Here is a 24,394-nt window from a genome sequence, read left to right as displayed (position 1 = left end):
CGCCCGACACATCACACATAGCAGACATGACGCAAATTTTCCGCAGCATTGGTTGCTAGTTTGGCCCGGCACCGGACTAACCACGGGGAAGGGGCCCTTCCATGGCATGGGACGAATGGGAGCAGCTCAAGGCGGACGCTGCCCAGGGGCAGTCGACGCAGATGCAGCTCAATCACGTCGACCCGGGCGGTGGAACGTACGGCCCCTATGTCCTGCCCGACAAGACCGGTGACCTCAAGGTGGGGCACAAGGATCTGGAGAAGATCGGCAGCGCGGCGCACCACCTCTACGACCAGCTGTGGGACAAGGCCCGCGTGGCGACGCCCAGCAGTGACTCGGCGGCCGGTGACCTCTCCAAGCAGGGCTTCGCCCTCGGTGCCGGCCTCCAGCATGTGTCGAACCGCTGGGAGGAGCAGTTGAAGTCCCTGATGGACGCCTGCGCCCAGATCTCGAACCACATGCAGACCACCAAGAAGGTGCACTCGGACGACGAGAACTACATCCAGCGGCAGATGAGCAGCATCGACGCCCTGGACGACGGGTTCGACGAACGGGTCGGAGCGCCGGGCAAGAAGAACTCCATCTACGGGGAGAAGGACAAGGGCAAGAAGAAGGAGTAGCGGCACCGGGAGGAGACGGCGACACCCTCCCTCGCGTCAGCTGACACCGCTACTTTGAAGGACGACGGACCCTCATGGACTTCAACGCTCTGTACCACGCCAACTTCAAGCTGCTCGACGACGCCGTCACCGACTGGTCGACACTCGTGAAGCACCTCGCGGACCTGAAGAAGGACGCCGAGGACGACCTGCACAAGGCTGCGCTGAAGGCCGACTGGGCCGGGGTGAACGCGCAGGTGTCCCGGGAGTTCGTCGGCAAGACCGCCGGCGAGTTCGGCGACGCCCACACGCAGGCCGACACCATCCACAAGATCCTGTCCGACACCCAGGGCGAGCTGAAGGCGTTCCACCAGCAGCTGAAGGACGCCGTCTCGCGCGGGCAGAAGAAGAACATCACGGTCGTCGACGCGGGCGACGGCAAGTTCTCGGTCATGGGCAATACGCGACCCGACTGGGCCTCGGACCCGAGCGGCAAGAAGGGCGCGACCGACCAGAAGGACGTCGACGACCTCCGCGACGAGATCCAGGGCATCCTGAGCAAGGCCACCGAGAGCGACAACTCGGCCAAGACGGTCCTCACCGCGCTCGTCGATCAGGCCAGGATGGGCTTCTCGGATGCCAGCTATGCGAACCGGGACGCGGCGGCGGACGCCCTCAAGGAGGCCGACGAGCTGGCCAAGCTCGCCGAGAAGGACCCGGCCGACCTGTCCGTGGCGGACTTCGACCGGCTGAACGCGGGGTTGAAGAAGTACGCGAACGACCCGTTGTTCTCCGAGCGCTTCGCCTCCACCCTCGGGCCGCAGAAGACCCTGGAGTTCTGGGCCGGGATCAGCGATCCCCACAGGGGCAACTACGAGCTGGGGCAGAAGCGTCTCGACCAGTTCGACGACCTGCAGCGGAACCTGGGGCTGACGCTGGCCCACGCCACCCAGAGTGATTCCGCGGCCATGGCCGACTGGAAGCGCAAGATGATCGACATCGGTGACAAGCCGGTCTACGGCGACCGGGGTGGCCCCATGGGCTTCCAGGTCATGAGCAACTTCATGCGGTCCGGTGACTACGACGACCAGTTCCTGAAGGACTACGGAACGAAACTCATGGCCACCGAGCGGAAGCTCACCGGCAACGGAGAGCACGAGAACCTGATCTGGCGGCTCACCCCGGCGACTTCATGGCTGAACCGGATCGGCGACGACGACGGCAACGACCCGCTCACCGGTTACCTCAAGGGCCTGTCCAACAGCCCTGACGCGGCCACCGACTTCTTCAACGAGCAGTACATCTCCAAGGACGACCCGGACGACCCCTTCGAGCGGGACACGGACGGCAACGGCAAGAAGGGCAAGGTGTCGTTGTCGAACTTCCAGTACCTGTTCGAGGAGCGGGACTGGCCCCAGGAGTCGGGAACCCACGGGGACAGCGTCGCCACGGGCCGGAACAATCTGGCGCTGGCACTGGAGGCGGCCACCACGGGGCATCCGGCCGGCGAGATGCCCACGGCGGACACCCCGCCGCACGACGCGGGCCAGGCGAAGCTGGTGGAGGACCTCTTCCATTCGGTGTCGGAGAAGCCGGACCGGCTCACCGGGCACGGCTACATGTCGGACAGCATGGGGCAGATCGCCGCGGAGTACATGCCCGACATCCACCGCGGCCTGCACGCGGGCGGCGCCAGCGAGAAGACCCTGTTCCCCGTGGCGGGCACGGCGGCCGACCTCGGCGAGCGGGACATCACCAGGTTCCTGTACTCCGTCGGCCAGAACCCCGAAGGCTACGCCGCGGTCAACCTCGGCCAGCACAGCTACACGACCCAGCTCATGCAGCATCACTTCGCGCATCCGACCGCATACGTCGAAGACTCCTCGTTCTCCCAAGCAGACAACCTGAAGCAGGGCGCCGACCACATCGCGCGCACAGCGGGCGAGATCGAGGGGCTCATCGGGGCCGGCCGTGCCTACCAGGGCGAGCTGGACGGTGGGGCGAAGGACGCCGAGTACAACGCCGCGATCGAGAGCGCGGGAAGCTGGGGCGGCACGGCCATCGGCATCGGCATCGGCATGGCCACGGAGCCGATGACCGGCCCCGGCGGTGCCATCATCGGTGACGTGGCAGGCACTGCGGCCGAAGAGATCATCGGCAAGATCACCGAAGGGGCTATGCGCGACAGCTCCGGGGAGATCATCTACCGCAACGGCGAGAGCTTCCAGGACACCTCCGACTCGACCTACAAGATGGTGGAGCTCGCCGCCCAGAAGGCGGGGCAGAACACCGGTCACCGCTATCCGATGATCGAGGCTTCGGTGGCCACCTCTGCGCAGGACGGGTTCGACACCTCTGGTCGCCTGGTCCACCAGTACCTCGACGGTGAGGGAATCCCCCGGCAACTCGACACGGAAGACTGAGACGTTGGCATCCACTCGTACCAAGTCCCTGCTCGCGGGCGGAGTGGCGCTGCTGCTCTGCCTTGCCGCAGGCGTTCTCTACGCGCTGGGACTTCCGCCCTTCAAGGACAAGAAGGGCGAGATCGAGGCAGCCGAGGTGTGCAGAACGCTCGGTTCCTCGTCCAGCAGTGCCGTCGCCCTGAAGCGTGTGCTGCCCGACAGGTCCTCCTACGCCTTCCAGGACGCCGTGACGGACCCTCGTCGTGACGACATGGACTCGAGCTACTCCGCTTCCTGTTTCGTCAACGGCGACGGGAAGCTTCTCGTCTCGGTCACGGCCGAGATGGCGCAGTACGACGAGACCGGCGCCTGGGTGAAGGACGTCGTCGCGAACCACACGCCGGCCTCCTCGGTGCGGCCGTTCTCCGCCGGTGACAAGGCGATCGCCTCGGACAGGGTCGCCGCCATCTACCTGCCCTGCGTCGCTCGTGCGTCCGGCCCGCACCTGAGCGTCGTCGTGCAACTCCAGCGGCCCGGCGACGCCGACGCCGAACAGCTGCGGCAGGGTCTGATCTCACTCGTCCGCAACACCGCGCTCCACGCCCACCAGAACGCGAAGTGCGACGCCCCCTCCAAGGTGACGCAGTGACCACTGCCCGGCGCATCGTGGCAGCCGTCATGGCTGTCGCGGTGCCGGGCACAATCCGATGAGCGTGTGAAGGGGCGGCTGCCGACGCCCAGGGCGGTTCGTCGTGATCGTCGCCCCGGCGTCGCCCTCGCCGCCCTCGGATATGAGCCGACCGCATACGACTGCGGACAGGGGGCGGGGTGACCACAGCTGGCTGGTGTCGCCGTGGGAATCGTCGAGTCCGGCGGTTCCTCCCCGGCGATCAGCTCCCTCCGGGGCACGCTGCGGGCTTCGCGCGGCCCCTGGCGCTTCGGCCGCGCGGCGCTCCGTCGAGGACAACGGCACCGCCGCTGTCGCCGTCGAACGGCGCCCGTAGGGCATCAGGACGTCCGGCCGCCCTGTCAGCCTCGTTCGCTCAGCACTCGCCCCTCCGGCTCGTCACGTCGTGGACGTAGGCGTACTGCGGGTACGAGCCCCCCGCGATCCCCGGGGCCTGGTAGTCGCCGGACTTGTCGCGCTTGATCTTGACGTGGAGGCAGAACGTGGTCGGGGTGCCGTCCGCCGTGATGGTGTAGTACGCCTCCTCGGGCGCCTTCGGGCCGGTCAAGGCGGCGTCCACGGTGCCTGGGCCGGGGGCGTCGCCGCCGCCGTGGGAGGTGACCTCGTCCGCGACCGTCATGGCGTAATCGCCGTCGAAGTCCGTGGGTACCCCTTCGTGGGGGCCGGCGTAGGCGACAGCGCCGTCCAGGGCATCCGTGGCACCGCTGACCGCGCTGGTCAGTTCATCGTCGCTCCACGCGACACCGTCGCTGAGGGCGATGCCCTGGAAACCGTTGTAGACACCGACCGCCGCCATGCCCAGAAAAAGGATCCGGGCCAGGACGAAGGCGGCGTCCGGGACCTCCGGGGCGGAGGGGTTGAGGGACTCCCGCCATGCGCGCACCCGATCCGCTTTGACGCAGGCCATGGCTATGAGGACCGCGGAGAGGACAAATCCGAGGATCGTCAGTGACTTCACGCCCGTCCCCCCAGCGCCCGGCGTCTGCGGCGGGCGTCTCGTAGGGCTATCGCTCCGCCGCCCAGGCCCGCCACCAGGACCGCCACGCCCACGGTGACGTACGTCGCGATGCGGGCCGTGCGTTCCTGGGGGGTTTCGCCGAGGGTGAGTTTCGCGGGGGTGGGGGCCTCCGCGTGGGTGAGGCCCGCGTCGGAGTGGGGGGACTCGATCGGGTGATCGTCCTCCGTGAGGGCGCGGACCGGGTCCACCACTCCCCAGCCGACCAGACGGTCCTTGCCGGGGATGGAGCGCTCGGCGGTCTGTTCGATCTGGGCCACGATCTCGCGCGGTGTCCAGTCCTTGTGCTTGGCCTTGATCAGGGCCGCGACGCCGGCCACGTAGGGGGCGGAGAAGCTCGTGCCGTTGTCCGAGCAGTGCCCGCCCTTCGGGACCGTGGAGATCATGTCGACGCCGGGGGCCGCGACGGCGATGAAGTCGCCGGGCTGGGAGAAGGGCGCGCGCTCGTTGTTGCGGTCGGACGCGGCCACGGCGAGGACGCCGGGGTAGGAGGCGGGGTAGGTCTTCTTGTTCTTGCCGTCCAGGCCGTTGTTGCCCGCCGAGGCGACCACGACGATGCCGGCGTCGAGTGCCTGGTCGACCGCCCGGTGCAGGTCCTCGTCCGGGGCGCCGATCGTGTCCTGGGAGATGTTGATGACGTCGGCCTTCTCCTTGATCGCGTGCAGGATGGCCGTGACGAGGGTCTCGGCCGTGCCGTGGCCCTCCGCGTCGTTCTGCTTGATCGGGATGATCATGGACTCGGGGGCGAGGCCGACGAAACCCGTGCCCTTCATGGGCCGGGCCGCGATGATGCCGGCCACGCGCGTGCCGTGGCCGACCGTGTCCGTCGTGCCCTTGGCGTTGCCGCGGTCCTCGATGGGCTGGCCCTTCTTGTCCTTCTTCGGCAGGAAGTTGGCTCCCAGGGACGCCGAGACGGCTTTGCCGAGCTGGGGGTTGGCGGTGTCGACGCCGGTGTCGATGACGGCCACCTTGACGCCCTCGCCCTTCGACTCGCTCCACAGTTCGTCGAGGTTGACGCGCTGCAGTGCCCAGGGCGTGCTCGTGTACTTGTGGTTGGTGCTGGAGAACGTGCACTGGTCGGAGCCCGCGTCCGCCGTGGCGGCCGGCGCCGCCAGCAGGGTGGTGGCCATGGCGGCCGCCGCCGTCAGGGCGGTGCGGTGGCGCAGCGGGGGCATCGGGGTGGGCCTCGGGAGCATCGTCGTACCCCTCAGGAGCCCTGCGGCTGGCGGGCCGCGGCGGTCGACAGGCGGGGGCCGGTCGGCAGGAACTCCGACCAGGGCGCGGGGATGGGAGCGGGGCTGACGTCGGCGTACCCGAGGCGGGTCTGCGCCAGCTTGGCCTCCTGCTGGAGCTGCTTGCGCTTCTGGTCGGATATGCCGATGCCCTTGTCGTCGCCGGCGCTGTCGTCGTTGGACTGCAGGGCGTAGCGCAGGCCGGTGTCGGTGACCAGGAAGACACCGCCGACGGTGGTCTTGGTGCCCTGGAACTGGCGGTAGAGCTGGCCGGAGCCGGCGGTGACGTACGCGCTGGAGGAGCCGGTGGGCAGGACGGCCGGGAAGTCGGTGCCGGCCCAGGTGCTCAGGGTCGTCTCGCCGTTGTCGGGGTCGACGTGGTTCAGGACGTTGCAGACGGTGTTGCGGCTGCCTGCGGCCGTGGCGGGGTTGTTGACCGCTGTGGGCTTCTCGGTGGGCCACTTGTGCTCGGCGGCGAACGGCTCGCCCCGGGTGATGGCGCCCGCGCTGACCTCGAGGGCGTGCCCGGCCTGGTTCAGCTTCACGAGGGGCTCGCTGGTCAGCAGGAGCTGGGCGACGAAGTCGGAGACGGGGGCGACCCGGCCGGGCAGCACGACGAAGTACTGTTCCTGGCCGTTGACCGGTGCGCGCAGGACCATGCCGACGCGGTTGGCGTGTGCGTCCAGCTGGCCGGGGGCGCCGGCGGCGGCGGTGGGGTCGCCGTTGATCGCCGGGAAGGTGATCTCGTCGCCCTCGTGCAGGGTCTCGATCCACTCCTTGGTCACCTGCTGCGGGGTGCGGTCGGCGCCCACGAGGGTCTGGAGGAGCAGGCTGTTGTCCGCGTCCACCGGGTAGGCGTAGCCGTGCGCGTCGATCACGTACCGCTTCTTCTCGGGGGTGGCGACGTAGAGGAGTTCGCCGCCGTGCAGCTTCTCCCTGGGGCCGGCGAGCTTGTCCTGGTCCCGCTGGGCGAGGACGAACGCGGCCTTCTGGATGGAGCTGCCGCTGCCGCTCGGGCGTTCGCAGACGGCCCACTCCTTGGCCGCGCCGGCCTCCTTGCCGGAGGGCAGCCGGTCGGGTGCGTAGGGGATGCCGATGGTGATGCCGTGCGGGATCTTGCCGTTGTCGAGGATCGACTCGTCGACGGTGACGACGTCGACGTCGCTCTGGGTGTCGAGGACGAGCTTGGCCGAGGCCATGTTGAGGACGGGGTGGAGCTGGACCTTGTGCTTCGTCTCCAGCACCACGTACCGGGTGGTGGACTTGCTGGCGATGATCACCTTCTGGCCCGGCTGGTCCCAGCCCTGCGGAGCGGTCGGCTTGAACATGCCCCAGGCTCCGAAGGCCGCCAGTACGACCACGCCGACGATCGCGCTGGGCAGGATCGCCCGCAGCGGCCTGGGTGCCCCCTCGTCGGAGCCATCCGGTGACGACTGCACGAACGACGCGAGCATGCGGCGCTTCGCGAAGGTGTAGGCGTTGAGTTGGTCCCGCCGAGATGCCATCTGTGCCTGTTTCTCCCCGTGTCTCACGCGGAGCGCGCCCGGGGACCACGCTCCCCCGCCCTCCGTTGTCGGACCCGGCCCCTACTATGCCTGGTACGGAGCGGGTCTCGTGGAGCGGGTAGGGTACCTGGGCCCTCAAGGGCCTTGTTCAGTGGCCTGGTTCCAGCGAGTTGTGAGCAAATCGGGGGGATGGAGTGATGGCTTCCGGGACGCGGACGCGAACGCGCGGCCGGTCGGCGGCACGAGGTGGCGCGGCCGGGTCCGGGACGCCGCCGCGCGGGAGGTCCGCCCGGCGGGGCGGCGAGCGCCCGCAGGTCGCCCTCGGTCTCAGGCAGCGGCCGGGCCAGGCCGGTTCGTTCCGTTTGCAACGGCTCCTGCTGCTGGAGCTGGCGGCGGCGGTGCTGCTCGTCGGCTGGGCCGCCGGCATGACGGCCCTGGTGCCGGCCGCGGTGGTCGCGCTGGTGCTGGTCCTGCTGGCCTTCGTACGACGCCGGGGCCGCTCCCTGCCGGAGTGGCTGGCCACCGCGCGGGAGCTGCGGGCACGGCAGAAGCGGGCCGAGAACACCCCGGTACCGCCGGGCACGGAGCCCGGACTGGTCCCCGCGGTGGAGTGCGAACCGGCCCTGCGCACGTACTCGTACAACGCGCGTGACCGGCGCCCGGTCGGGATCGTCGGGGACGGCACCTTCGTCACGGCCGTGCTCCAGGTGGAGGCCGACGCGACCGCGCTGCGGGCCGAGCGCAGCCGCCAGCCGCTGCCGTTGGGCCTGGTGCGGGACGCGCTGGAGGTGGACGGCATACGTCTGGAGTCGGCCCAGATCGTGCTGCACACCCAGCCGGCGCCCGCGCTGCACCTGCCCCAGCAGTCCGTGGCCGTCGCCAACTACATCCCCCTCCAGGAGCAGACCGGCGCTCCGGCGGTGCGCATCACCTGGATCGCCCTGAAGCTCGACCCCGAGCTGTGCGCGGAGGCCGTGGCCGCGCGCGGCGGGGGGCTGACGGGGGCGCAGAAGTGCGTCGTGCGGGCCGCGGACCATCTGGCGAGCCGGCTGACCGGTGCCGGGTTCCGGGCGCGGGTGCTGGACGAGGAGGAGCTGGTCGCCGCGCTCGCCACCTCGGCCTGCGCCAATCCGCTGGTCACCGCCGAGGCGGGGCGCAGCGAGACCCGGGAGCGGCGCACGGAGGAGTCGGGGCGCAGCTGGCGCTGCGACAACCGGCGGCACACGACGTACTGGGTGCGGCGCTGGCCCGCGCTGGGCGGCGGCGGGTCCGAGTCCCTGCCGCAGTTCGTCGCCCGGGTCACGGCGATACCCGCCCTGGCGACCACCTTCAGTCTGGCTCTCGCGCGCGGGGAGCGGCAGGAGGTGTCGCTGTGCGGACACCTGCGGGTGACCGGACGCAGCGACGACGAACTCGTGGCCGCCCGGCGGGCGTTGGAGGGTGCCGCCCGGCAGTCCGGGGCCGGTCTGTCCCGGCTGGACCGCGAGCAGCTGCCCGGCATGCTGGCCACTCTGCCCCTCGGAGGTGTGCGGTGACGACGATTCCGACGACCGCCCCGGCGCCCGGCGCGCCCGCGCAGGGGTCTCCCGCGCAGCGGCCCCCTGCGCAGGGGGTACAGGACCCGTCCGGGCTGCGCAGGACGGTGGACCGGCTGCGTCACGGGCTCGGACTGGTCGGACCCCGGCACGGCCGGCACGGTCTGTCCGTGCAGCACCTGGACGCGCTGGCCCTGCCCATCGGGGACGACGGCGTGGTGGCCGGTGTCGACGCCGAGGGCCAGCCGGCGGTGCTGGGCATCAACCGGCCGACGCCGTACGACGTCATCCTGATCGGTGGTCTGTGGACCGCCCAGGTGCTGGCGCTGCGCTCGGCGGCCACCGGCGCCCGGGTCGCGGTGGAGACCGGCCGGCCGCAGGCGTGGATGCAGATGGTGCATGCCATGGGCGGCGGGCAGAACGGCCTGTCCGTGTACGACGTGGGGCGCGTCCCGCCGCAGGGTGCCTCCGCCGGTACGCCGGTGCTGGTGGTGCGGGACTGCGGTATGCGGCCCCCGCGCGGCCGGGTGGTGTCCGGCCCCTGGCAGTCGGTGCTGACCCTGCTGCCGTATCTCAGTCCTGTCGCGCCCCGGCTGCTCCGGCAGGCGCGGCTGGCCGGCATCCAGCGGGTCTCGCCGGACGAGGCGGCCGAACTGGGGCGCACGATGGGGCTGTCGCGGACCGAGGTGGAATCCCTGCCGGCGCTGCCCGACGGTGTCACCCTGTGGTGCAGCGACCGTGACCGGCAGTACGTACTGACGCAACCCACCGACGCCGAGATCGGATTGTTGGGCACGCCTCGCCGAATGGACTGAACTGCCCTTGTCCGCCCCTTTTGTTCGGGGTGTCGTGTGCGGTTGTACGGGGGTGGTGGAGTTCGCCGGCCGTTCGGTGACCAGGTGGGCGGGGGCGGAGAGGTGGCCGGGCCTGCCGAGGTGTGCCTCGTGGTGATTAGGCTGGGAGCGGGCGCGATGGCAGGAACCGTGGACCGGGCGTCGGTGTCCCGGGGGAAGGTCCGGTGAACCGGACCGCCCCGAACGACTACGGACGACTCGGTACGACACGACATGGTCGCCCCGGCACGGCATGAGGGTGCTCGACCACACCAGGAGGAACTGTGAGCAGCGATCGGGACGGGACGCGCGGGGGCTGGGACACACCCGGCGATGACCAGCCCGACGCGGAGGCCGTCGAGACCACCGGCGAGTTCACCATCGACTACGCTCCCCCCGCCTGGTACACGCAGAACGCGTCCGGCGCGTCCGGGAGCCCCGGCACCGGCGCCGGTACGCCCGCGGGTTCCGCGGGTGTGAGCGGCTTCGGTGGGCCGGGCGGCACGGGCGGCTCAGGTGCTCCCGGCGACTCGGGCGCTCCGGCCGCCCCCGGAGTGCCGTCGTTCCCCACGGCTTCGCCCGTTCCCGGGGCGACGCCGCCGGCAGCGGAAGGCCGGCCGATGGGCACCCCGCCGCAGGGCACGCCGTTCGGACCGCCGCCGGGCGCTCCGTTCCATCCGCCGCAGGGTGCTCCGTACGCGCCGCCGCCCCCTCCCGGGCAGGGGCCCTCCTTCACCCCGCCGCAGGGGACGCCTTACGCTCCGCCCGCTCCCCCGGTGACTTCGGAGGGCGCTCCGTACGCACCGGCCGCTCCCCCGGTGACTTCGGAGGGCACGTCGTACGCACCGGGCGCTTCCGCCGCAGGTGCGCCGTACGCGCCGGCCGCGAAGTCCGCGCCGCCGGCCGGTGAACCCGCCCCGGCCCCGCGACTGCCTGAGGGCTTCGAACCGCAGCAGCCCCGGCCCGACGGGCCGGGGGCACCGGCCGCCCCCGCCGCGGTCGAGCCGGAGACGGACAACGGCGACCTGGAGAGCGGGGCGACCATGCGGTTCTCCGCCGTCGCCCTGAAGCGCCAGATGGCCGAGATCGCCGAGCGCGCGGCAGCCCTCGGGACGCCGGACGCGTCCGCGGGCCAGGCTTCCCCGGAGGGCTCCGGGGAGGGAGCGGCGGACGACTCGGTGAAGGGCTCGGCAGAGGTCTCGGAGGGCTCGGGAATCTCGGACCGCGCAGACGCCTCGGCTGCTGCCGGTGCCGCCGGTGCCGCGGACGCGTCCGGCGGCGAGGGCCCCGGCGAGGGTGCCGGTGCCGGGGAGCCCGGTGGCGAGGCCGCCGCGCGGGAGGACGCGGCCACGGGGATCGCGGGCTCTGCCGGTTCCGCGTCCGACGTGGACGGGGAGCGGGGCGAGGACGCCCGCGCCGAGGCGGCCGAGGGCTCGGCCGTACCGGCTGCCGTGGAGCCGGCCGCCGACGACGAGTCCGGCGCCGGAGAAGAGGCTTCCGGCTCCGGGCGCCCGGACGCGCCGGAGGGTTCCGCGGACTCCGGGGTGTCAGGCACGTCCGAGCCCTCGGACGCCGTGGCGGCGGGCGAGGGTCCCGCGGACGCGGTGGCCCCGGGCGGCACGCCCCGGCAGGGCGCGCCGGAGGACAGCACTCCGGGCGAGGGCACTCAGGCCGACGGCGATCCGAGCGTGGGCGCTCAGCCCCACGGCACCGCGGGTCAGGGGGCTCAGGCCGACGGCACTCCGGGTCAGGGCGCTCTGGCCGGCGGCACTCCGGAGGGCGACGCCCCGACCGACCGCGTTCCCGGCGACAGCACGCCCGCTCACGGCACGCCCGGTCACGGCACGCCCGCTGACGGCACCTCGGGCGGCGCCGCCCCGCAGGCCACCGCCCCGCAGACCGCCGTACCGCAGGCCGCCGTGCCGCACGCGGACGCGCAGCAAGCGGACGCGCAGCAAGCGGGTGCCCAGCCGACAGGTGCCCAGCAGGCGGGCCAGCGGCAGGCCGGCGTCCCCCAGGCGGGCGGCTACGGCTTCCCCCAGCCCCCCATGGCCCAGCCCGGAACCGCGGAGCACGGCGGTACACAGGCCGGCGCCCCCCAGTACTCCCCCGGTGCGCCCCAGGCCGCCGTACCGTCCGCTCCCCCGGCGCCCCACAGCGCCCAGGGTGGCCAGCCCGGTTGGACTCCGCCGCCCGCGCCGCAGCACGGGCTGCCCCCGCTGCCGCCCTCGTACCAGCCCGCCGCCCCGGCACCGGCGGCCCAGTGGCCCGCGCAGGCCGCGCAGCCCGCACCGCCTCAGGGGGTTCCGCAGCAGCCGGGGCCGATGCCCGGTGAGCAGCCGCAGCCGGCCGGACCGGGCCCGGCCGGCGGACCCGGTCAGCAGCAGCCGTTCCATCCGCAGGCCCCGCAGCCCGCGCCCGCCGGGTGGGACCAGCCCCACCGGCCCCGTCTGCCGGACCAGCCCGCCCAGCCGAACCAGGCCGCCGCGCCGGTGGCCGGTCCGCAGCCGGCGCCCAACGGCCCGACGCCGGCAAGCGGTTACGGCTTCCCGCAGCCCGGTGTCCCCCAGCAGGCGGCTCAGGCCGGCGGACCCGGTGTCCCCCAGCCCCCGTTCCCGGGTCCCAACGGCCCCACCCCGCCGAGCGGTTACGGCTTCCCGCAGCCCGGCGTTCCCCACCCGGCGGCGTCGCAGGGCGGTTACGGCTTCCCTCAGCCGGTGACCCCCGACCCGCAGCCGGGCGGTTACGGTTTCCCCCAGCCTCCGCAGAACCCGGACGGCGTCCCCGGCGCGGCTCCCGACGCCGTGTCGCAGACGGGCGGGCAGGCTCCGCTCGACCCCCGCTCCGGTGCCGCGTGGCCGCAGCCCGTCCAGCACGACCAGCGGCAGCCGGCCAATCCCGGTGCCGCGCCGCTCGGTTACACGGCCGCCGTCGAACTGTCCGCGGACCGGCTGCTCAACAACAAGAGGCAGAAGGCGAAGAGCGGGCGGCCCTCGGCCGCGGGCGGCCGGTTCAAGCTCGGTGGCAAGAAGGAGGAGGCGGAGCGGCAGCGCAAGCTGGAGCTGATCCGCACGCCGGTGCTGTCCTGCTACCGGATAGCGGTGATCAGCCTCAAGGGCGGCGTCGGCAAGACGACCACGACGACCGCGCTCGGCTCCACCCTCGCCACCGAGCGGCAGGACAAGATCCTCGCCATCGACGCCAACCCGGACGCCGGCACGCTCGGGCGCCGGGTGCGCCGCGAGACGGGGGCGACCATCCGCGACCTCGTCCAGGCGATCCCGTACCTCAACTCGTACATGGACATCCGCCGGTTCACCTCCCAGGCGCCCTCCGGGCTGGAGATCATCGCCAACGACGTGGACCCGGCCGTCTCGACCACGTTCAACGACGAGGACTACCGGCGGGCGATCGACGTGCTCGGCCGGCAGTACCCGGTGATCCTGACCGACTCCGGCACCGGTCTGCTGTACAGCGCCATGCGGGGGGTGCTCGACCTCGCCGACCAGCTGATCATCATCTCGACCCCGTCGGTGGACGGAGCGACCAGTGCCAGTACGACGCTGGACTGGCTGTCCGCGCACGGGTACGCCGACCTGGTCTCCCGGTCCCTCACCGTGATCTCCGGGGTCCGCGAGACCGGAAAGATGATCAAGGTCGAGGACATCGTGCAGCACTTCGAGAGCCGGACCCGCGGTGTCGTGGTCGTGCCCTTCGACGAGCATCTGGCCGCCGGTGCCGAGGTCGACCTCGACATGATGCGGCCGCGGACCCGCGAGGCGTACTTCAACCTCGCCGCGCTGATCGCCGAGGACTTCGTACGCCACCAGCAGTCGCACGGGCTGTGGACCAGCGACGGCAACCCGCCGCCGGTGGCCGCCCCGCCCATGCCCGGCCAGCAGACGCCGGGCCAGCAGCCCTACCCGCAGGGGCAGCAGCCATATCCGCAGGGCCAGCAGCCCTACCCGGCCCAGCAGCCGTACCCGCAGGGGCAGCAGCCGTATCCCCAGGGCCAGCCCCACCCGCAGGGGCAGCCACAACCGCAGGGGCAACAGCCGTACCCGCAGGGCGAGCAGCTCTACGGGGGCGGGCATGGCCAGCCCTACCCGCAGGCTCCGGGTCAGCAGCCGCACGCGCAGGCCGCTCCCGGCCAGCAGCCCTATCCGCAGCCCGCTCCCGGTCAGCAGCCCTACCCGCAGCCGGCTCAGCAGCCTCACCCGCAGCCGGGTCAGCAGGCTCACCCGCAGCAGTCGGGTCAGCCGCAACAGCCCGGTGAGCCGTACGGCCACCCCCAGCCGCCGCAGGGGCAGCAGCCGCCGCAGGCTCCGCCCCCGCAGCAGTAGGACCGCATGACGAAGGGCGGCCGGTGCTCACCGCACCGGCCGCCCTTCGTCGTACTTCCGCTCCCGCGTACTGCCGCTCCCGCGAGGGACCTGCTCGTCGTACCGCCGCACCCGCGAGGGGACTGGTCGTCGTACCGCCGCTCCCGCCAGGGACCTCGTGCTTCCGCACCCTAGGGGCACCGGCTCGTCGTGCTTCCGCACCCTAGGGGCACCGGCTCGTCGTGCTTCCGCACCCTCGGGGCACCTGCTCGTCGTGCTTCCGTACCCGCGAGGGAATTCGTGCTTCCGTACCCGCGAGGAAACTCGTGCTTCCGCTGCCGCAGGAGACCTACGCCTCGGCGGCGACGATCTCCCGGCAGCGCTTCACGTCCACGGCCATCTGCTCCAGCAGGGCCTCCAGCGTGTCGAACCTCGCCTGGCCGCGCACGTACGCGAGGAAGTCGACGGCGACGTGCAGGCCGTACAGATCGAGGCCGACGCGGTCGATGGCGTACGCCTCCACCGTGCGCTCGGTGCCGTCGAACTGCGGGTTCGTGCCGACGGAGATCGCGGCCGGCATGGCCTCTCCCTGGGCGTGCAGATAGCCGGCGTACACGCCGTCGGCGGGGATCGCGGTGTGCGGGAGCGTCTCGACATTGGCCGTCGGGAAGCCCAGTTCCCGGCCGCGCTGGGCGCCCCGGACGACGACGCCCTCCACCCGGTGCGGGCGGCCCAGGATCTCGCGGGCCCCCTGCACCTCGCCCTCCGCGACCAGGCGGCGGGTCAGCGTCGAGGAGAACGGCTCGCCGCCGCCCGCCTCGCCCGTGACGTACAGGTCGACGACGTCGACCTCGAAGTCGTAGATCTTTCCCTGCTCGACGAGGAACGCGACGTCGCCGGACGCCTTGTGGCCGAAGCGGAAGTTGGGGCCTTCGACGACCGCCTTGGCGTGCAGCTTGTCGACCAGGACCTTCACCACGAACTCGGCGGGCGACAGCTTCGAGAACTCGGTGGTGAACGGCAGGATGAGCAGTGCGTCGACACCCAGCTCGGCCATCAGTTCGGCACGGCGGTGGTGCGGGGCCAGCAGCGGCGGGTGGCTGCCGGGGCGGACCACCTCGCTGGGGTGCGGGTCGAAGGTGACCACGACGGCCGGGACGCCCAGGTCACGGGCCCTGTCGACGGCGTGCTTGATGATCAGCTGGTGGCCGCGGTGGACGCCGTCGTAGGAACCGATGGTGACGACGCTGCGCCCCCAGTCCTGGGGGATGTCCTCCAAGCCACGCCAGCGCTGCACTGTGACCGCTCCTCGAACCCTTGTCCGTATATGCCTTGACCTTGTCGTGCAGGTCTAAGGGTGCCATGCCGGGTGGCCCCTGCCAGCATCGGCATGGGGGCTGTGACCGGGCGCACGTCCGGCGGTGCCGATCAGGCCGGTACGCGTACGCCGGCCAGGTTCTCGATCGTGCGGCGGGCACCGGGACCCACCATCCCGGCCCAGTCGTCCGGGGCCTCGGTCAGCCAGCGGGCCATGCGCGCGGCGAAGCCCGGCACGTGCCGGCCGAGGTCGGCCAGACCGCGGTCGAGGAGCGTGGCGCCCTCGGGCGTGCGGACGAGGAGCAGCCCGGTGCGGTGGACCAGACCGCGGATCTCGTCCTCCCGCCGGTACGGGGCCTCGACGGGGTCCCCCGCACCGCTCCGGTCCATGTCCCCGCCACCGCTCCGGCCCGTGTCCCCGCCACCGCTCCGGCCCATGTCCCCGCCACCGCTCCGGTCCATGTCCGCGTCCCCCTGGGCTGCGGCCGCGTGCAGGACGGCGTCCAGGACGGCCGGGTCCCGCTCCCGGTCGAGGAGGGACTCCAGCAGTTCGCGGCGGAGCGGGCGGGAGGCCGGTGTGCCGGCGGCGGCCAGGACGGTGGCGAGGGCCGCCCGGACCTGCTCGGGTCCGCCGTCGAGCAGGCCGGTGACCAGGGGCAGCAGGACCGGGCGGGCCGTGGGGCCCTGTTCGAGCCGGCGGTCGACACAGCCGGCGACCTGCCCGGCCGTCTCCGGGCGCAGCCGCACCGCCTCCTGGACCAGGGCGGCGACCCGGCGGGCGAGGGCCGGGGTGGTGGCCTCGGTGAGGGTGCGCAGGGCCGCGCCCGCCTCCGGGCCGCCGGCGTCCGGGGCGCGCAGCCGGGCGCGGAACGCCTCCAGGACCGGGTCGGGGTGCGTGCTCAGGGCCGGGACCAGGGCGCTCGGCGGGAACTGCGGGTCGCCGTCGGCGAAGTGCCGCAGCGCGGCGGGCAGATACCGGTCGCGGGTGTGCGGGTCGTGGACGAGCACCGCCAGGGCTCCGCCGTGCAGGGTGCGGTCGGCGGGGCGGGCGAGCAGGGCGAGGGCGGTGTGGCGCAGCAGCTCGCGGTCCGCCTCGGAACGGAGGTGCGGGGCTGCGCGGAGTCCGAAGGCGACCGCCGCCGCGCGGCGGGCGGGGCGTTCGTCGTGCGCCCAGCGGTCGGCCGCCCGGCAGACGGCCGACGGCTCGTCCTCGGCGAGGACGTCGAGCAGTTCGTCGGCGCGCCGGTGGGCGCAGGCCACCAGCACCTCGGTCAGCAGGTCCAGGGCGCGGTGGCGGTGGGTGTGCAGCAGTGCCTGCGCCGCGGTGGCGACGGTGGCGTGCGGTGTCGCGGGCAGCGGCCGCTCGTCGGTGAACCAGTGTGTGAGCAGGGGCTGTACGACGCCGGGGGCGGCGCTGAGGAGCCCGGCGACGGCGTCCAGGTAGCGGTCGCCCGTGGCGGGCGGTGCCGGGTCGGCCAGGACGAGCCGGCGCAGCAGGTCGAGGCGGTCGGTGTCGGGGACGGGCAGCTCGGTCCAGAAGGCGGGGCCGAACTCCGCCGGCACGGGCCGCCGGGCGCGGTGCCAGGCGACGACGCGGTCGGTGAGCAGGCGCAGCACCTCGGTGTACGGCGTCGCGTCGGGCACCTGGAGCAGGGTCCGGGCGAGCAGCCGGGCGGCCCACCAGGAGCCGGTGTCGTGGTCCAGGGCTTCCACCAGTTCCCGCAGCTGCCGGGCGAGTTGGCAGGTACCTTGCTGGCGGCCCAGGAGCAGCATGGCCTGTACGACGGGGCCGACACGGTGGTGGGGCACCGGGACGGGGCGGCGGGTCCCGGCCGGCCGGCCCGCGCGGTGGACCAGGGCGCGCAGGGCCTCGTCCAGGTCCAGGTGCATGCCCTGGAGCCAGTCCGCCAGATCCTCGTGGGCGAAGCGGTAGCCACCGCCGGCCGGCACGATGAGGCCCTCGGCGAGGACGGCGGAGGCCCAGCCGGTGCCGCCGCCGAGCCGGGCCGGGGCGGGTCCCCAGGGGAACACCGCCTCGAACGACTCCCGGTCCAGCTCCCCCTGCCCCGGGCCGAGAGTGCGCCGGGCCGCCTCGTGCACCTGGCCGGCCACACGCGCCGCGAGCCGTCGTACGGCCGTGCCGCGCAGGCCGCCGGCGGCCGCGAGGCGGACCGCGACGCACAGGCACGCCAGATCGAGGTAGGCGGCGAAGACGTCGTGCCGGTCGAGGGGCCCGGCGGCCGGCGCGTCGGGGAGGGCGGCCCGGACCTCGGACAGCAGCCGGAGGGTGAGAGGGTGCCGCGCGTCCCGGGCACCGAGCACGCCGTCCGGGATGCCGTACCGGGCCCGGACCCGCCGGCCCTCGTCGGCGGTGAGGTCGCCGACCCGCACACAGGGCGGCAGCGGGCCGACGGCTCCGTCCGGGGCCGCGCCCTCGGCGACACCGTCGTCCGCGTCCGTGCCGCGCACACCGGCACCGGGCGCGCACAACGGCCCACCGCCCTCCGCCGGACCGCCTCCGCACACCGACTCACCGCGCTCCGTAAGACCGCCCACGCCACCGCCCACGCACAGCGACTCACCGCGTCCCGCAGGACCGCCTCCACACAGCGGCCCACCCCCCTCTCCGGGACCGCCCACGCCACCGCCCCCGCACCGCGACTCACCGCCCTCCGCGCCACCGCCCACACACAGCGGCCCACCACCCTCTCCAGGACCGCCCACGCCACCGCCCACACACAGCGACTCACTGCCCCCGACAGGACCGCCCCCGCACAGCGACTCACCACCCCCCACGGGACCGCCCGCGCCGCCGAGCCCGCACGCCGGGGCGGCATCCGTCGGGGGGACGCCGGTGCCCTCCGCCACCGTCACCTGCCCGCCCCCTTCGCCCGGGACATGGAGCAAACCGCCGGGGAAAGCCCTTCCCGCGCGTTCCCAGTGCTCCTCCCGGCAGGCCACCACCAGGCGTGCGCCCGTCTCGCGCAGCCAGGCCGCCGTCCCCCTGGTCCAGTCGGACAGGCGGTGGGCGAGGAGCGGGGGCATCTCCTCGGGGCCGTCGAGCAGGAGCAGCAGGGGGCGGCCGGCCCGGGTGGCGAGGCGGGCCAGGTGTTCGGGGGTGATGTCGCCGAGGTCCCCCGCGGGGACGGACCGGGCGGCGGCGACGATCCGGGCGGCACGCTCGAGCGCGCGGCGGGCGGCGTCGGCCACCGATTCGTCGGTGTCCGTCAGATCGGCGCCGCGCAGCCACAGCGTGGGGGCGGGCCGTTCGCACCGGGCGCGGCGGGCGGCGAGGGCCGCGAGTTCCGTCGTACGGCCGCTGCCCGGGGCGCCGACCAGACCGAGCACGGGGCGGTCGCCTGCCGTGAAGGCGGCCAGCTCCCGGACGATGCCGGTGCGTTCGACCGGCTCGACGGCGCCGGGGTGGCCGGTGAGGGCGCCGGGGGGACCGTCCTGGCCCACCGAGGTGGCGGTCAGCTGGAGGATGCCGGCGAGGTTGAGGTCGGCGCCGGAGCCGGGCACGGTGGCCGCGTTGCGGGCGAGCAGGGCGGCCAGGGCGCCGTCGGCGGGCCGCAGCGGGACCGCGAAGCCCGCGTCGCGCCGGGCGGTGTGCAGGGCGGTGCCGAGGACGCCGACGACCGCGCCGGTGCGGGCGTCGAGCACCGGTCCGCCCGCCGCGCCGCCGCCGAGCCGGAGCGCGTCCTGGCCCGCTGTGCCGATGGCCAGTTCCAGGGCGCCGTCCAGGAGGTGGAAGCGGTCGGTGGCGGTGTACGTGACCTCGGTGGCGGCGAGCACCCGTGCCTCGCGCCAGCAGCCGGCGGTGATCCGGACGTAGGTGCCCACGTCGATCCGCTCCCGCGTGGTCAGCGGCAAAGGCTCCGTGCCGAGGCCCTCGGTGCGCACCAGGGCGAGGTTCAGGCCGGGCAGCGGGGTGACGGCCTCGGCGGCGACCACGCAGGTGCGGTCGCCGGCGGCGTGCAGCGCCAGCCTGGCCAGGCCGTCGACGGTCTCGTGGCTGGTGAGCAGGGTGCCCTCGTGGTCGGCGAGGAAGCCGAGGCCGCGCGGACGGCCGGCCAGGTCCCGGATGCGTACAAGGGCGGCGTCGGCGCGGGCCGTGTCCATGACGCAGGCACCGGCACCGGCTCCGGCACCCGTGCCCGCACCGGCCGCGTCCGCGCTCCCGGACCGGTCCGCGATCCGCCCGTCCCGGTCCGGTCCCGCGGTGCCGGTCGGCCCTGCGGACACACCCGGTCCGCCGTAGGTGCCCTCGCCGTGGACGCTCCGTCCGGACACGCTCCGCCCGAACGCGCGCCCGTCGTCCGCGCGTCCGTCGTCCGCGCGTCCGTCCTGGCGACCGTCCGCGCGGTGGGATCGCCCGGTGCGACCGCGCCGGCCGGAGTCGTCCCCGTGATCCCGGCGCCCGCCTCCGGTGCGCGGGCCCCGTCCCGCCATGGCCTTACCTCCCCGCCCGTCCCCGTGCCCTGTCGTCGACGGTAGGGGCGTGGTGATCGGCGGGACAGATCGCGCGGCGAACGCGCCCCCTTCCGCTCCCCCGGTTCACTCCGAGCGCCCGCCCGGTCGGGTGAATAGGCGGAGGCTGCTGGACAACCTAGGGGTGGGGGAACCGAGGGGGGAGTGTGGAGCGGCGGCGGGACCGGCCCCGTGGCCGGCCGCCGCTCCACGCTCAGCCGAAGACCGCCAGGCTCTTCGCCTTGCCGCGCTGCTCCTCCACGAGGGCGAGGAAACGGCCCTCGGGGTCGAAGGCGGCCACCGGGCCGGCGCCCGCGTACTCGTCCGGCATCTCCAGCCGGACGCCGTTGAGCAGCAGCCGGGACCGCTTGGCGTCCAGCTGCCAGCGCCGGAACGCGGCGGTGGCGGCCTCGGCGATCGGCATCACGGTCAGCTCCTGCTGGAGCTGGTCCAGTGTCCTGGCGGCGTCCAGCTTGTACGGTCCGACGCGCGTCCGGCGCAGCGCGGTCAGGTGGCCGCCCACGCCGAGATCGGCGCCCAGGTCACGGGCGATCGCGCGGATGTAGGTGCCGGAGGAGCAGACCACCGACACCACCAGGTCGAGTACGGGCGTGCCGTCCTCGGCGACCGCGTCCCGGACGTCGTACACCGTGAAGGAGGAGATGGTCACCGGGCGGGCGGGGATCTCGAAGTCCTCGCCCTCGCGGGCCCGCTTGTACGACCGGACGCCGTCGATCTTGATGGCGCTGACCTTGGACGGCACCTGCATGATCTCGCCGGTGAGCTTGGCGATACCGGCGTCGATGGCGTCCCGGGTCACCTTGGAGGCGTCGGTGGACGAGGTGATCTCGCCCTCGGCGTCGTCGGTGACGGTGTTCTGGCCCAGGCGGACGGTGCCCAGGTACTCCTTCTCGGTGAGCGCGAGGTGCCCGAGGAGCTTGGTGGCGCGCTCGACCCCGAGGACCAGGACGCCGGTCGCCATGGGGTCGAGGGTGCCGGCGTGGCCGACGCGGCGGGTCCTCGCGATCCCGCGCATCTTCGCGACCACGTCGTGCGAAGTGAAGCCCGACGGCTTGTCGACGATGACGAGGCCGTCGGGCGGGGTGGGCTTGCTGGTCATTCGGCGGCGTCGTCCGTCTCGTCGTCGTCCTCGCCCGGCTTGCGGTACGGGTCCGCCTCACCGGCGTACGCGGCGCCCGCGGACACCTCGCGCACCTTCTCGTCGGACTGGCGTGCCTTGTCGAGCAGGTCCTCGATGGTCCGGGCGGTGTCCGGGAGGGCGTCCGCCACGAAGGTCAGCGTCGGTGTGAACTTCACACCGGCCGCGGCCCCCACGGCGGAGCGGAGGACGCCCTTGGCGCTCTCCAGGCCGGCGGCCGCCGCCTTCCGCTCCTCGTCGTCGCCGTAGACCGTGTAGAAGACGGTCGCCTCCCGCAGGTCACCCGTGACCCGGGTGTCCGTGATGGTGACGTGCGAGCCGAGCCGCGGGTCCTTGATCCCGCGCTGCAGCTTCTGGGCCACCACCTCTCGGATGAGGTCCGCCAGCCTTTTCGCCCGCGCGTTGTCGGCCACTGGTCCGTCTCCCGTTCTTTCTCTTGCTTGCGTTTCGTGGTCAGTCGTCGTCGCCGTGGAACCGCCGCCGTACGGACAGCAGCTCCACCTCGGGGCGGGCGGCGACCAGCCGCTCACACCGGTCCAGTACGTCGGAGATGTGCGCCGCGTCGCCGGAGACCAGGGCCAGGCCGATGATCGCCCGCCGATGGAGGTCCATGTGGTCCACCTCGGCCGCGCTCACGGCGTACTTCCGCTGGAGTTCGGCGACGATCGGGCGGACGACGGAGCGCTTCTCCTTCAGCGAATGGACGTCGCCGAGGAGGAGGTCGAAGGACAGAGTCCCCACGTACATGTGTGTAACCGGTTCACCCGCCGGTACGGGATCGATGGCCCCGGGTCCGTGTGGCCGGGGACATCAAGAACCGTACAACGAAGCGGCCCGGGCGATCGACGGATATTACGCTCCGTGGACCTTGCGTACGGGCCGCAAACGGCGTGCCGGCCGACGGGACAGAGAGTCCCGTCGGCCGGCACGAACCGTAGGCGTTACGCCCGCGGCTTCTCGCGCATCTCGTACGTCGCGATGACGTCGTCGACCTTGATGTCGTTGAAGTTGCCGAGGTTGATACCGCCCTCGAACCCTTCGCGGATCTCGGTGACGTCGTCCTTGAAGCGACGCAGACCGGAGATGGTGAGGTTCTCCGCGACCACCTTGCCGTCGCGGATGAGGCGCGCCTTGGTGTTGCGCTTGACCTCGCCCGACCGGACCAGCACACCGGCGATGTTGCCCAGCTTGGACGACTTGAAGACCTCGCGGATCTCCGCCGTACCGAGCTCGACCTCTTCGTACTCCGGCTTGAGCATGCCCTTGAGGGCCGCCTCGATCTCCTCGATCGCCTGGTAGATGACCGAGTAGTACCGGACGTCCACACCCTCGCGCTCGGCCATCTGCGCCGCGCGGCCGGCCGCGCGGACGTTGAAGCCGATCACGATGGCGTCGGAGCCCATCGCCAGGTCGATGTCGGACTCCGTGACCGCACCGACACCGCGGTGCAGGACGCGGATGTCGACCTCTTCGCCGACGTCCAGCTGGAGCAGGGAGGACTCGAGGGCCTCGACGGAACCGGAAGCGTCACCCTTGATGATCAGGTTCAGCTGCTGGACCTCGCCGGCCTTGAGCACCTTGTCCAGGTCCTCCAGCGACACGCGGCGCGTGCGCTTGGCGAACGCGGCGTTGCGCTCACGGGCGGCACGCTTCTCGGCGATCTGACGGGCCGTACGGTCCTCGTCCACCACCAGGAAGTTGTCACCCGCACCCGGGACGTTGGTCAGGCCCAGGACCTGGACCGGCGTCGACGGGCCGGCTTCGGCGACGTTGTTGCCGTTGTCGTCGAGCATGGCGCGCACGCGGCCGTAGGCGTCGCCCACCACCATCGTGTCGCCGACCCGCAGGGTGCCTCGCTGGACGAGGACCGTCGCCACGGCACCGCGGCCGCGGTCGAGACGGGACTCGATCGAGATGCCCTGCGCGTCCTGGTTCGGGTTGGCCCGCAGGTCGAGCGAGGCGTCGGCGGTGAGGACGACGGCCTCCAGGAGGCTGTCGATGTGCAGACCCTGCTTGGCGGAGATGTCGACGAACATCGTGTCGCCGCCGTACTCCTCGGCCACCAGGCCGTACTCGGTCAGCTGACCGCGCACCTTGGTCGGGTCGGCACCCTCGACGTCGATCTTGTTGACCGCCACCACGATCGGCACGTCGGCCGCCTTGGCGTGGTTGAGCGCCTCGACCGTCTGCGGCATGACGCCGTCGTTGGCCGCGACGACCAGGATCGCGATGTCGGTCGACTTCGCACCACGGGCACGCATGGCGGTGAACGCCTCGTGACCCGGGGTGTCGATGAAGGTGATCTTGCGCTCTTCGTCGTTGACCTCGGTCGCGACCTGGTAGGCACCGATGTGCTGGGTGATGCCGCCGGCCTCGCCCGCGATGACGTTCGTCTTGCGGATGGCGTCGAGCAGTCGGGTCTTACCGTGGTCGACGTGACCCATGACGGTGACGACCGGCGGGCGGACCACCAGGTCCTCCTCGTCGCCCTCGTCCTCGCCGAACTCGATGTCGAAGGACTCGAGCAGCTCGCGGTCCTCCTCCTCGGGGCTGACGATCTGAACCGTGTAGTTCATCTCGCCCGCGAGGAGCTGCAGCGTCTCGTCGGAGACGGACTGCGTGGCCGTGACCATCTCGCCGAGGTTCATCATGACCGCGACGAGCGACGCCGGGTTGGCGTTGATCTTCTCCGCGAAGTCCGTGAGCGACGCGCCGCGGGAGAGGCGGATGGCCTCGCCGTTGCCGCGCGGCAGCATCACGCCGCCGACGCTCGGGGCCTGCATGGCCTCGTACTCCTGGCGCCTCTGCCGCTTCGACTTGCGGCCACGACGCGCGGGACCGCCGGGACGGCCGAAGGCGCCCTGCGTGCCACCGCGGCCACCGGGACCACCGGGACGGCCACCGAAGCCGGGACGGCCACCGCCGCCACCGCCGGGACCACCGGGACGGCCGGCGAAACCGCCGCCACCGCCACCGCCGGGACCACCGGGACGGCCGGCGAAGCCGCCGCCACCGCCACCCGGGCGACCGGCGAAGCCGCCGCCACCCGGACGACCGCCGCCGCCACCGGGACGACCGCCGCCACCGGGGCCACGGCCGCCGGGGCCACCGCCACCGGGACGCGGGCCGGCAGCGGGACGCTGCGGCATCATGCCGGGGTTCGGGCGCGGACCGGCCGGGCCGGGACGCGGGCCGCCGCCCTGCGGGCGGGGCATGCCGGACGGCGACGGACGGGGACCGCCCGGAGCCTGCGGACGAGGACCGCCGCCCTGGGCGCCGGGCGCCTGCGGACGGGGACCGCCGCCGGGGGCACCGGG

15 protein-coding genes and 1 pseudogene are annotated in these 24,394 nt (G+C 73.0%); 7 read left to right on the top strand and 9 right to left on the bottom strand.

What is annotated here, in order from left to right:
• The first annotated feature begins 101 nt into the window (after window positions 1-101).
• The 3 genes from GT045_RS35695 to GT045_RS35685 all read left to right on the top strand — a co-directional run bounded on the left by GT045_RS35695 (window position 102) and on the right by GT045_RS35685 (window position 3,650).
• A complete protein-coding gene (locus GT045_RS35695) occupies window positions 102-620 on the top strand; it encodes a hypothetical protein (RefSeq protein WP_161336751.1) in 519 nt (172 codons plus the stop codon).
• 74 nt (window positions 621-694) lie between these two features.
• Entirely contained in the window at window positions 695-3,022 is a 2,328-nt protein-coding gene (locus GT045_RS35690) for a hypothetical protein (protein ID WP_161336750.1), read from the top strand.
• Window positions 3,023-3,026: 4 nt separating this feature from the next.
• Entirely contained in the window at window positions 3,027-3,650 is a 624-nt protein-coding gene (locus tag GT045_RS35685) for a hypothetical protein (RefSeq protein WP_237539140.1), read from the top strand.
• Window positions 3,651-4,044: 394 nt separating this feature from the next.
• On the opposite strand, the gene GT045_RS35680 is transcribed toward GT045_RS35685, so the two are convergent.
• The 3 genes from GT045_RS35680 to eccB are packed head-to-tail and all read right to left on the bottom strand — an operon-like array spanning window position 4,045 to window position 7,441.
• A complete protein-coding gene (locus GT045_RS35680) occupies window positions 4,045-4,647 on the bottom strand; it encodes a hypothetical protein (RefSeq protein ID WP_161336749.1) in 603 nt (200 codons plus the stop codon).
• Complete coding sequence (gene mycP, locus GT045_RS35675; protein ID WP_161336760.1) at window positions 4,644-5,879, bottom strand: type VII secretion-associated serine protease mycosin; 1,236 nt, start codon at window positions 5,877-5,879, stop codon at window positions 4,644-4,646. Before mycP ends, GT045_RS35680 begins: the two co-directional genes overlap by 4 nt.
• A 32-nt stretch (window positions 5,880-5,911) precedes the next feature.
• Window positions 5,912-7,441 (bottom strand): type VII secretion protein EccB, encoded by a 1,530-nt coding sequence (gene eccB, locus GT045_RS35670; RefSeq protein WP_161336748.1) that lies wholly within the window; start codon window positions 7,439-7,441, stop codon window positions 5,912-5,914.
• Between the two features lie 197 nt (window positions 7,442-7,638).
• Between eccB and eccE the strand changes: the two genes are divergently transcribed.
• The 4 genes and pseudogenes from eccE (at window position 7,639) to GT045_RS35655 (ending at window position 14,152) form a co-directional block, all read left to right on the top strand.
• Window positions 7,639-8,976, top strand: coding sequence for a type VII secretion protein EccE (gene eccE / locus GT045_RS35665; RefSeq protein ID WP_202529337.1), 1,338 nt, complete (start codon window positions 7,639-7,641; stop codon window positions 8,974-8,976).
• A 95-nt stretch (window positions 8,977-9,071) separates the two neighbouring features.
• Entirely contained in the window at window positions 9,072-9,791 is a 720-nt protein-coding gene (locus GT045_RS35660; RefSeq protein ID WP_161297870.1) for a hypothetical protein, read from the top strand.
• A gap of 302 nt (window positions 9,792-10,093) precedes the next feature.
• Window positions 10,094-10,171 (top strand): annotated as a pseudogene (locus tag GT045_RS40835) (hypothetical protein); the annotation flags it as partial.
• A gap of 456 nt (window positions 10,172-10,627) precedes the next feature.
• Window positions 10,628-14,152 carry an AAA family ATPase gene (locus GT045_RS35655; RefSeq protein WP_345942860.1) on the top strand — a complete coding sequence of 1,175 codons (3,525 nt, stop codon included), beginning with the start codon at window positions 10,628-10,630 and terminating at the stop codon, window positions 14,150-14,152.
• 328 nt (window positions 14,153-14,480) lie between these two features.
• Here GT045_RS35655 and GT045_RS35650 read toward each other — a convergent pair whose 3' ends face one another.
• The 6 genes from GT045_RS35650 to infB all read right to left on the bottom strand — a co-directional run.
• Window positions 14,481-15,428: a bifunctional riboflavin kinase/FAD synthetase gene (locus GT045_RS35650; RefSeq protein WP_161298105.1), complete on the bottom strand. Its 948-nt coding sequence runs from the start codon at window positions 15,426-15,428 to the stop codon at window positions 14,481-14,483.
• Window positions 15,429-15,559: 131 nt separating this feature from the next.
• Window positions 15,560-19,570 carry a hypothetical protein gene (locus GT045_RS40315; protein WP_237539141.1) on the bottom strand — a complete coding sequence of 1,337 codons (4,011 nt, stop codon included), beginning with the start codon at window positions 19,568-19,570 and terminating at the stop codon, window positions 15,560-15,562.
• A 562-nt stretch (window positions 19,571-20,132) separates the two neighbouring features.
• Window positions 20,133-21,038, bottom strand: coding sequence for a tRNA pseudouridine(55) synthase TruB (gene truB / locus GT045_RS35640; protein WP_161294263.1), 906 nt, complete (start codon window positions 21,036-21,038; stop codon window positions 20,133-20,135).
• Complete coding sequence (gene rbfA / locus GT045_RS35635; protein ID WP_161294265.1) at window positions 21,035-21,490, bottom strand: 30S ribosome-binding factor RbfA; 456 nt, start codon at window positions 21,488-21,490, stop codon at window positions 21,035-21,037. The genes truB and rbfA overlap by 4 nt, the downstream gene beginning before the upstream one ends.
• A 40-nt stretch (window positions 21,491-21,530) precedes the next feature.
• Window positions 21,531-21,824 (bottom strand): DUF503 domain-containing protein, encoded by a 294-nt coding sequence (locus GT045_RS35630; protein ID WP_161294267.1) that lies wholly within the window; start codon window positions 21,822-21,824, stop codon window positions 21,531-21,533.
• Window positions 21,825-22,018: 194 nt separating this feature from the next.
• The coding region (gene infB / locus GT045_RS35625; protein ID WP_202529336.1) for a translation initiation factor IF-2 at window positions 22,019-24,394 on the bottom strand (2,376 nt) is incomplete at its 5' end.

The sequence above is a fragment of the Streptomyces sp. SID486 genome (genome assembly GCF_009865385.1).
Classification (GTDB): Bacteria; Actinomycetota; Actinomycetes; order Streptomycetales; family Streptomycetaceae; genus Streptomyces.
The sequence above is the reverse complement of the archived record's forward strand: the minus strand, read 5'-3'. Positions and strand labels throughout refer to the sequence as shown.

Bases quoted from the DNA above. Each gene is read 5' to 3' on its own strand.
- GT045_RS35695 (WP_161336751.1), top strand. From the start codon at position 102: ATGGCATGGGACGAATGGGAGCAGCTCAAGGCGGACGCTGCCCAGGGG.
- GT045_RS35690 (WP_161336750.1), top strand. From the start codon at position 695: ATGGACTTCAACGCTCTGTACCACGCCAACTTCAAGCTGCTCGACGAC.
- mycP (WP_161336760.1), bottom strand. From the start codon at position 5,879: ATGCCCCCGCTGCGCCACCGCACCGCCCTGACGGCGGCGGCCGCCATG.
- eccB (WP_161336748.1), bottom strand. From the start codon at position 7,441: ATGGCATCTCGGCGGGACCAACTCAACGCCTACACCTTCGCGAAGCGC.
- eccE (WP_202529337.1), top strand. From the start codon at position 7,639: ATGGCTTCCGGGACGCGGACGCGAACGCGCGGCCGGTCGGCGGCACGA.
- GT045_RS40315 (WP_237539141.1), bottom strand. From the start codon at position 19,570: ATGGACACGGCCCGCGCCGACGCCGCCCTTGTACGCATCCGGGACCTG.
- truB (WP_161294263.1), bottom strand. From the start codon at position 21,038: ATGACCAGCAAGCCCACCCCGCCCGACGGCCTCGTCATCGTCGACAAG.
- GT045_RS35630 (WP_161294267.1), bottom strand. From the start codon at position 21,824: ATGTACGTGGGGACTCTGTCCTTCGACCTCCTCCTCGGCGACGTCCAT.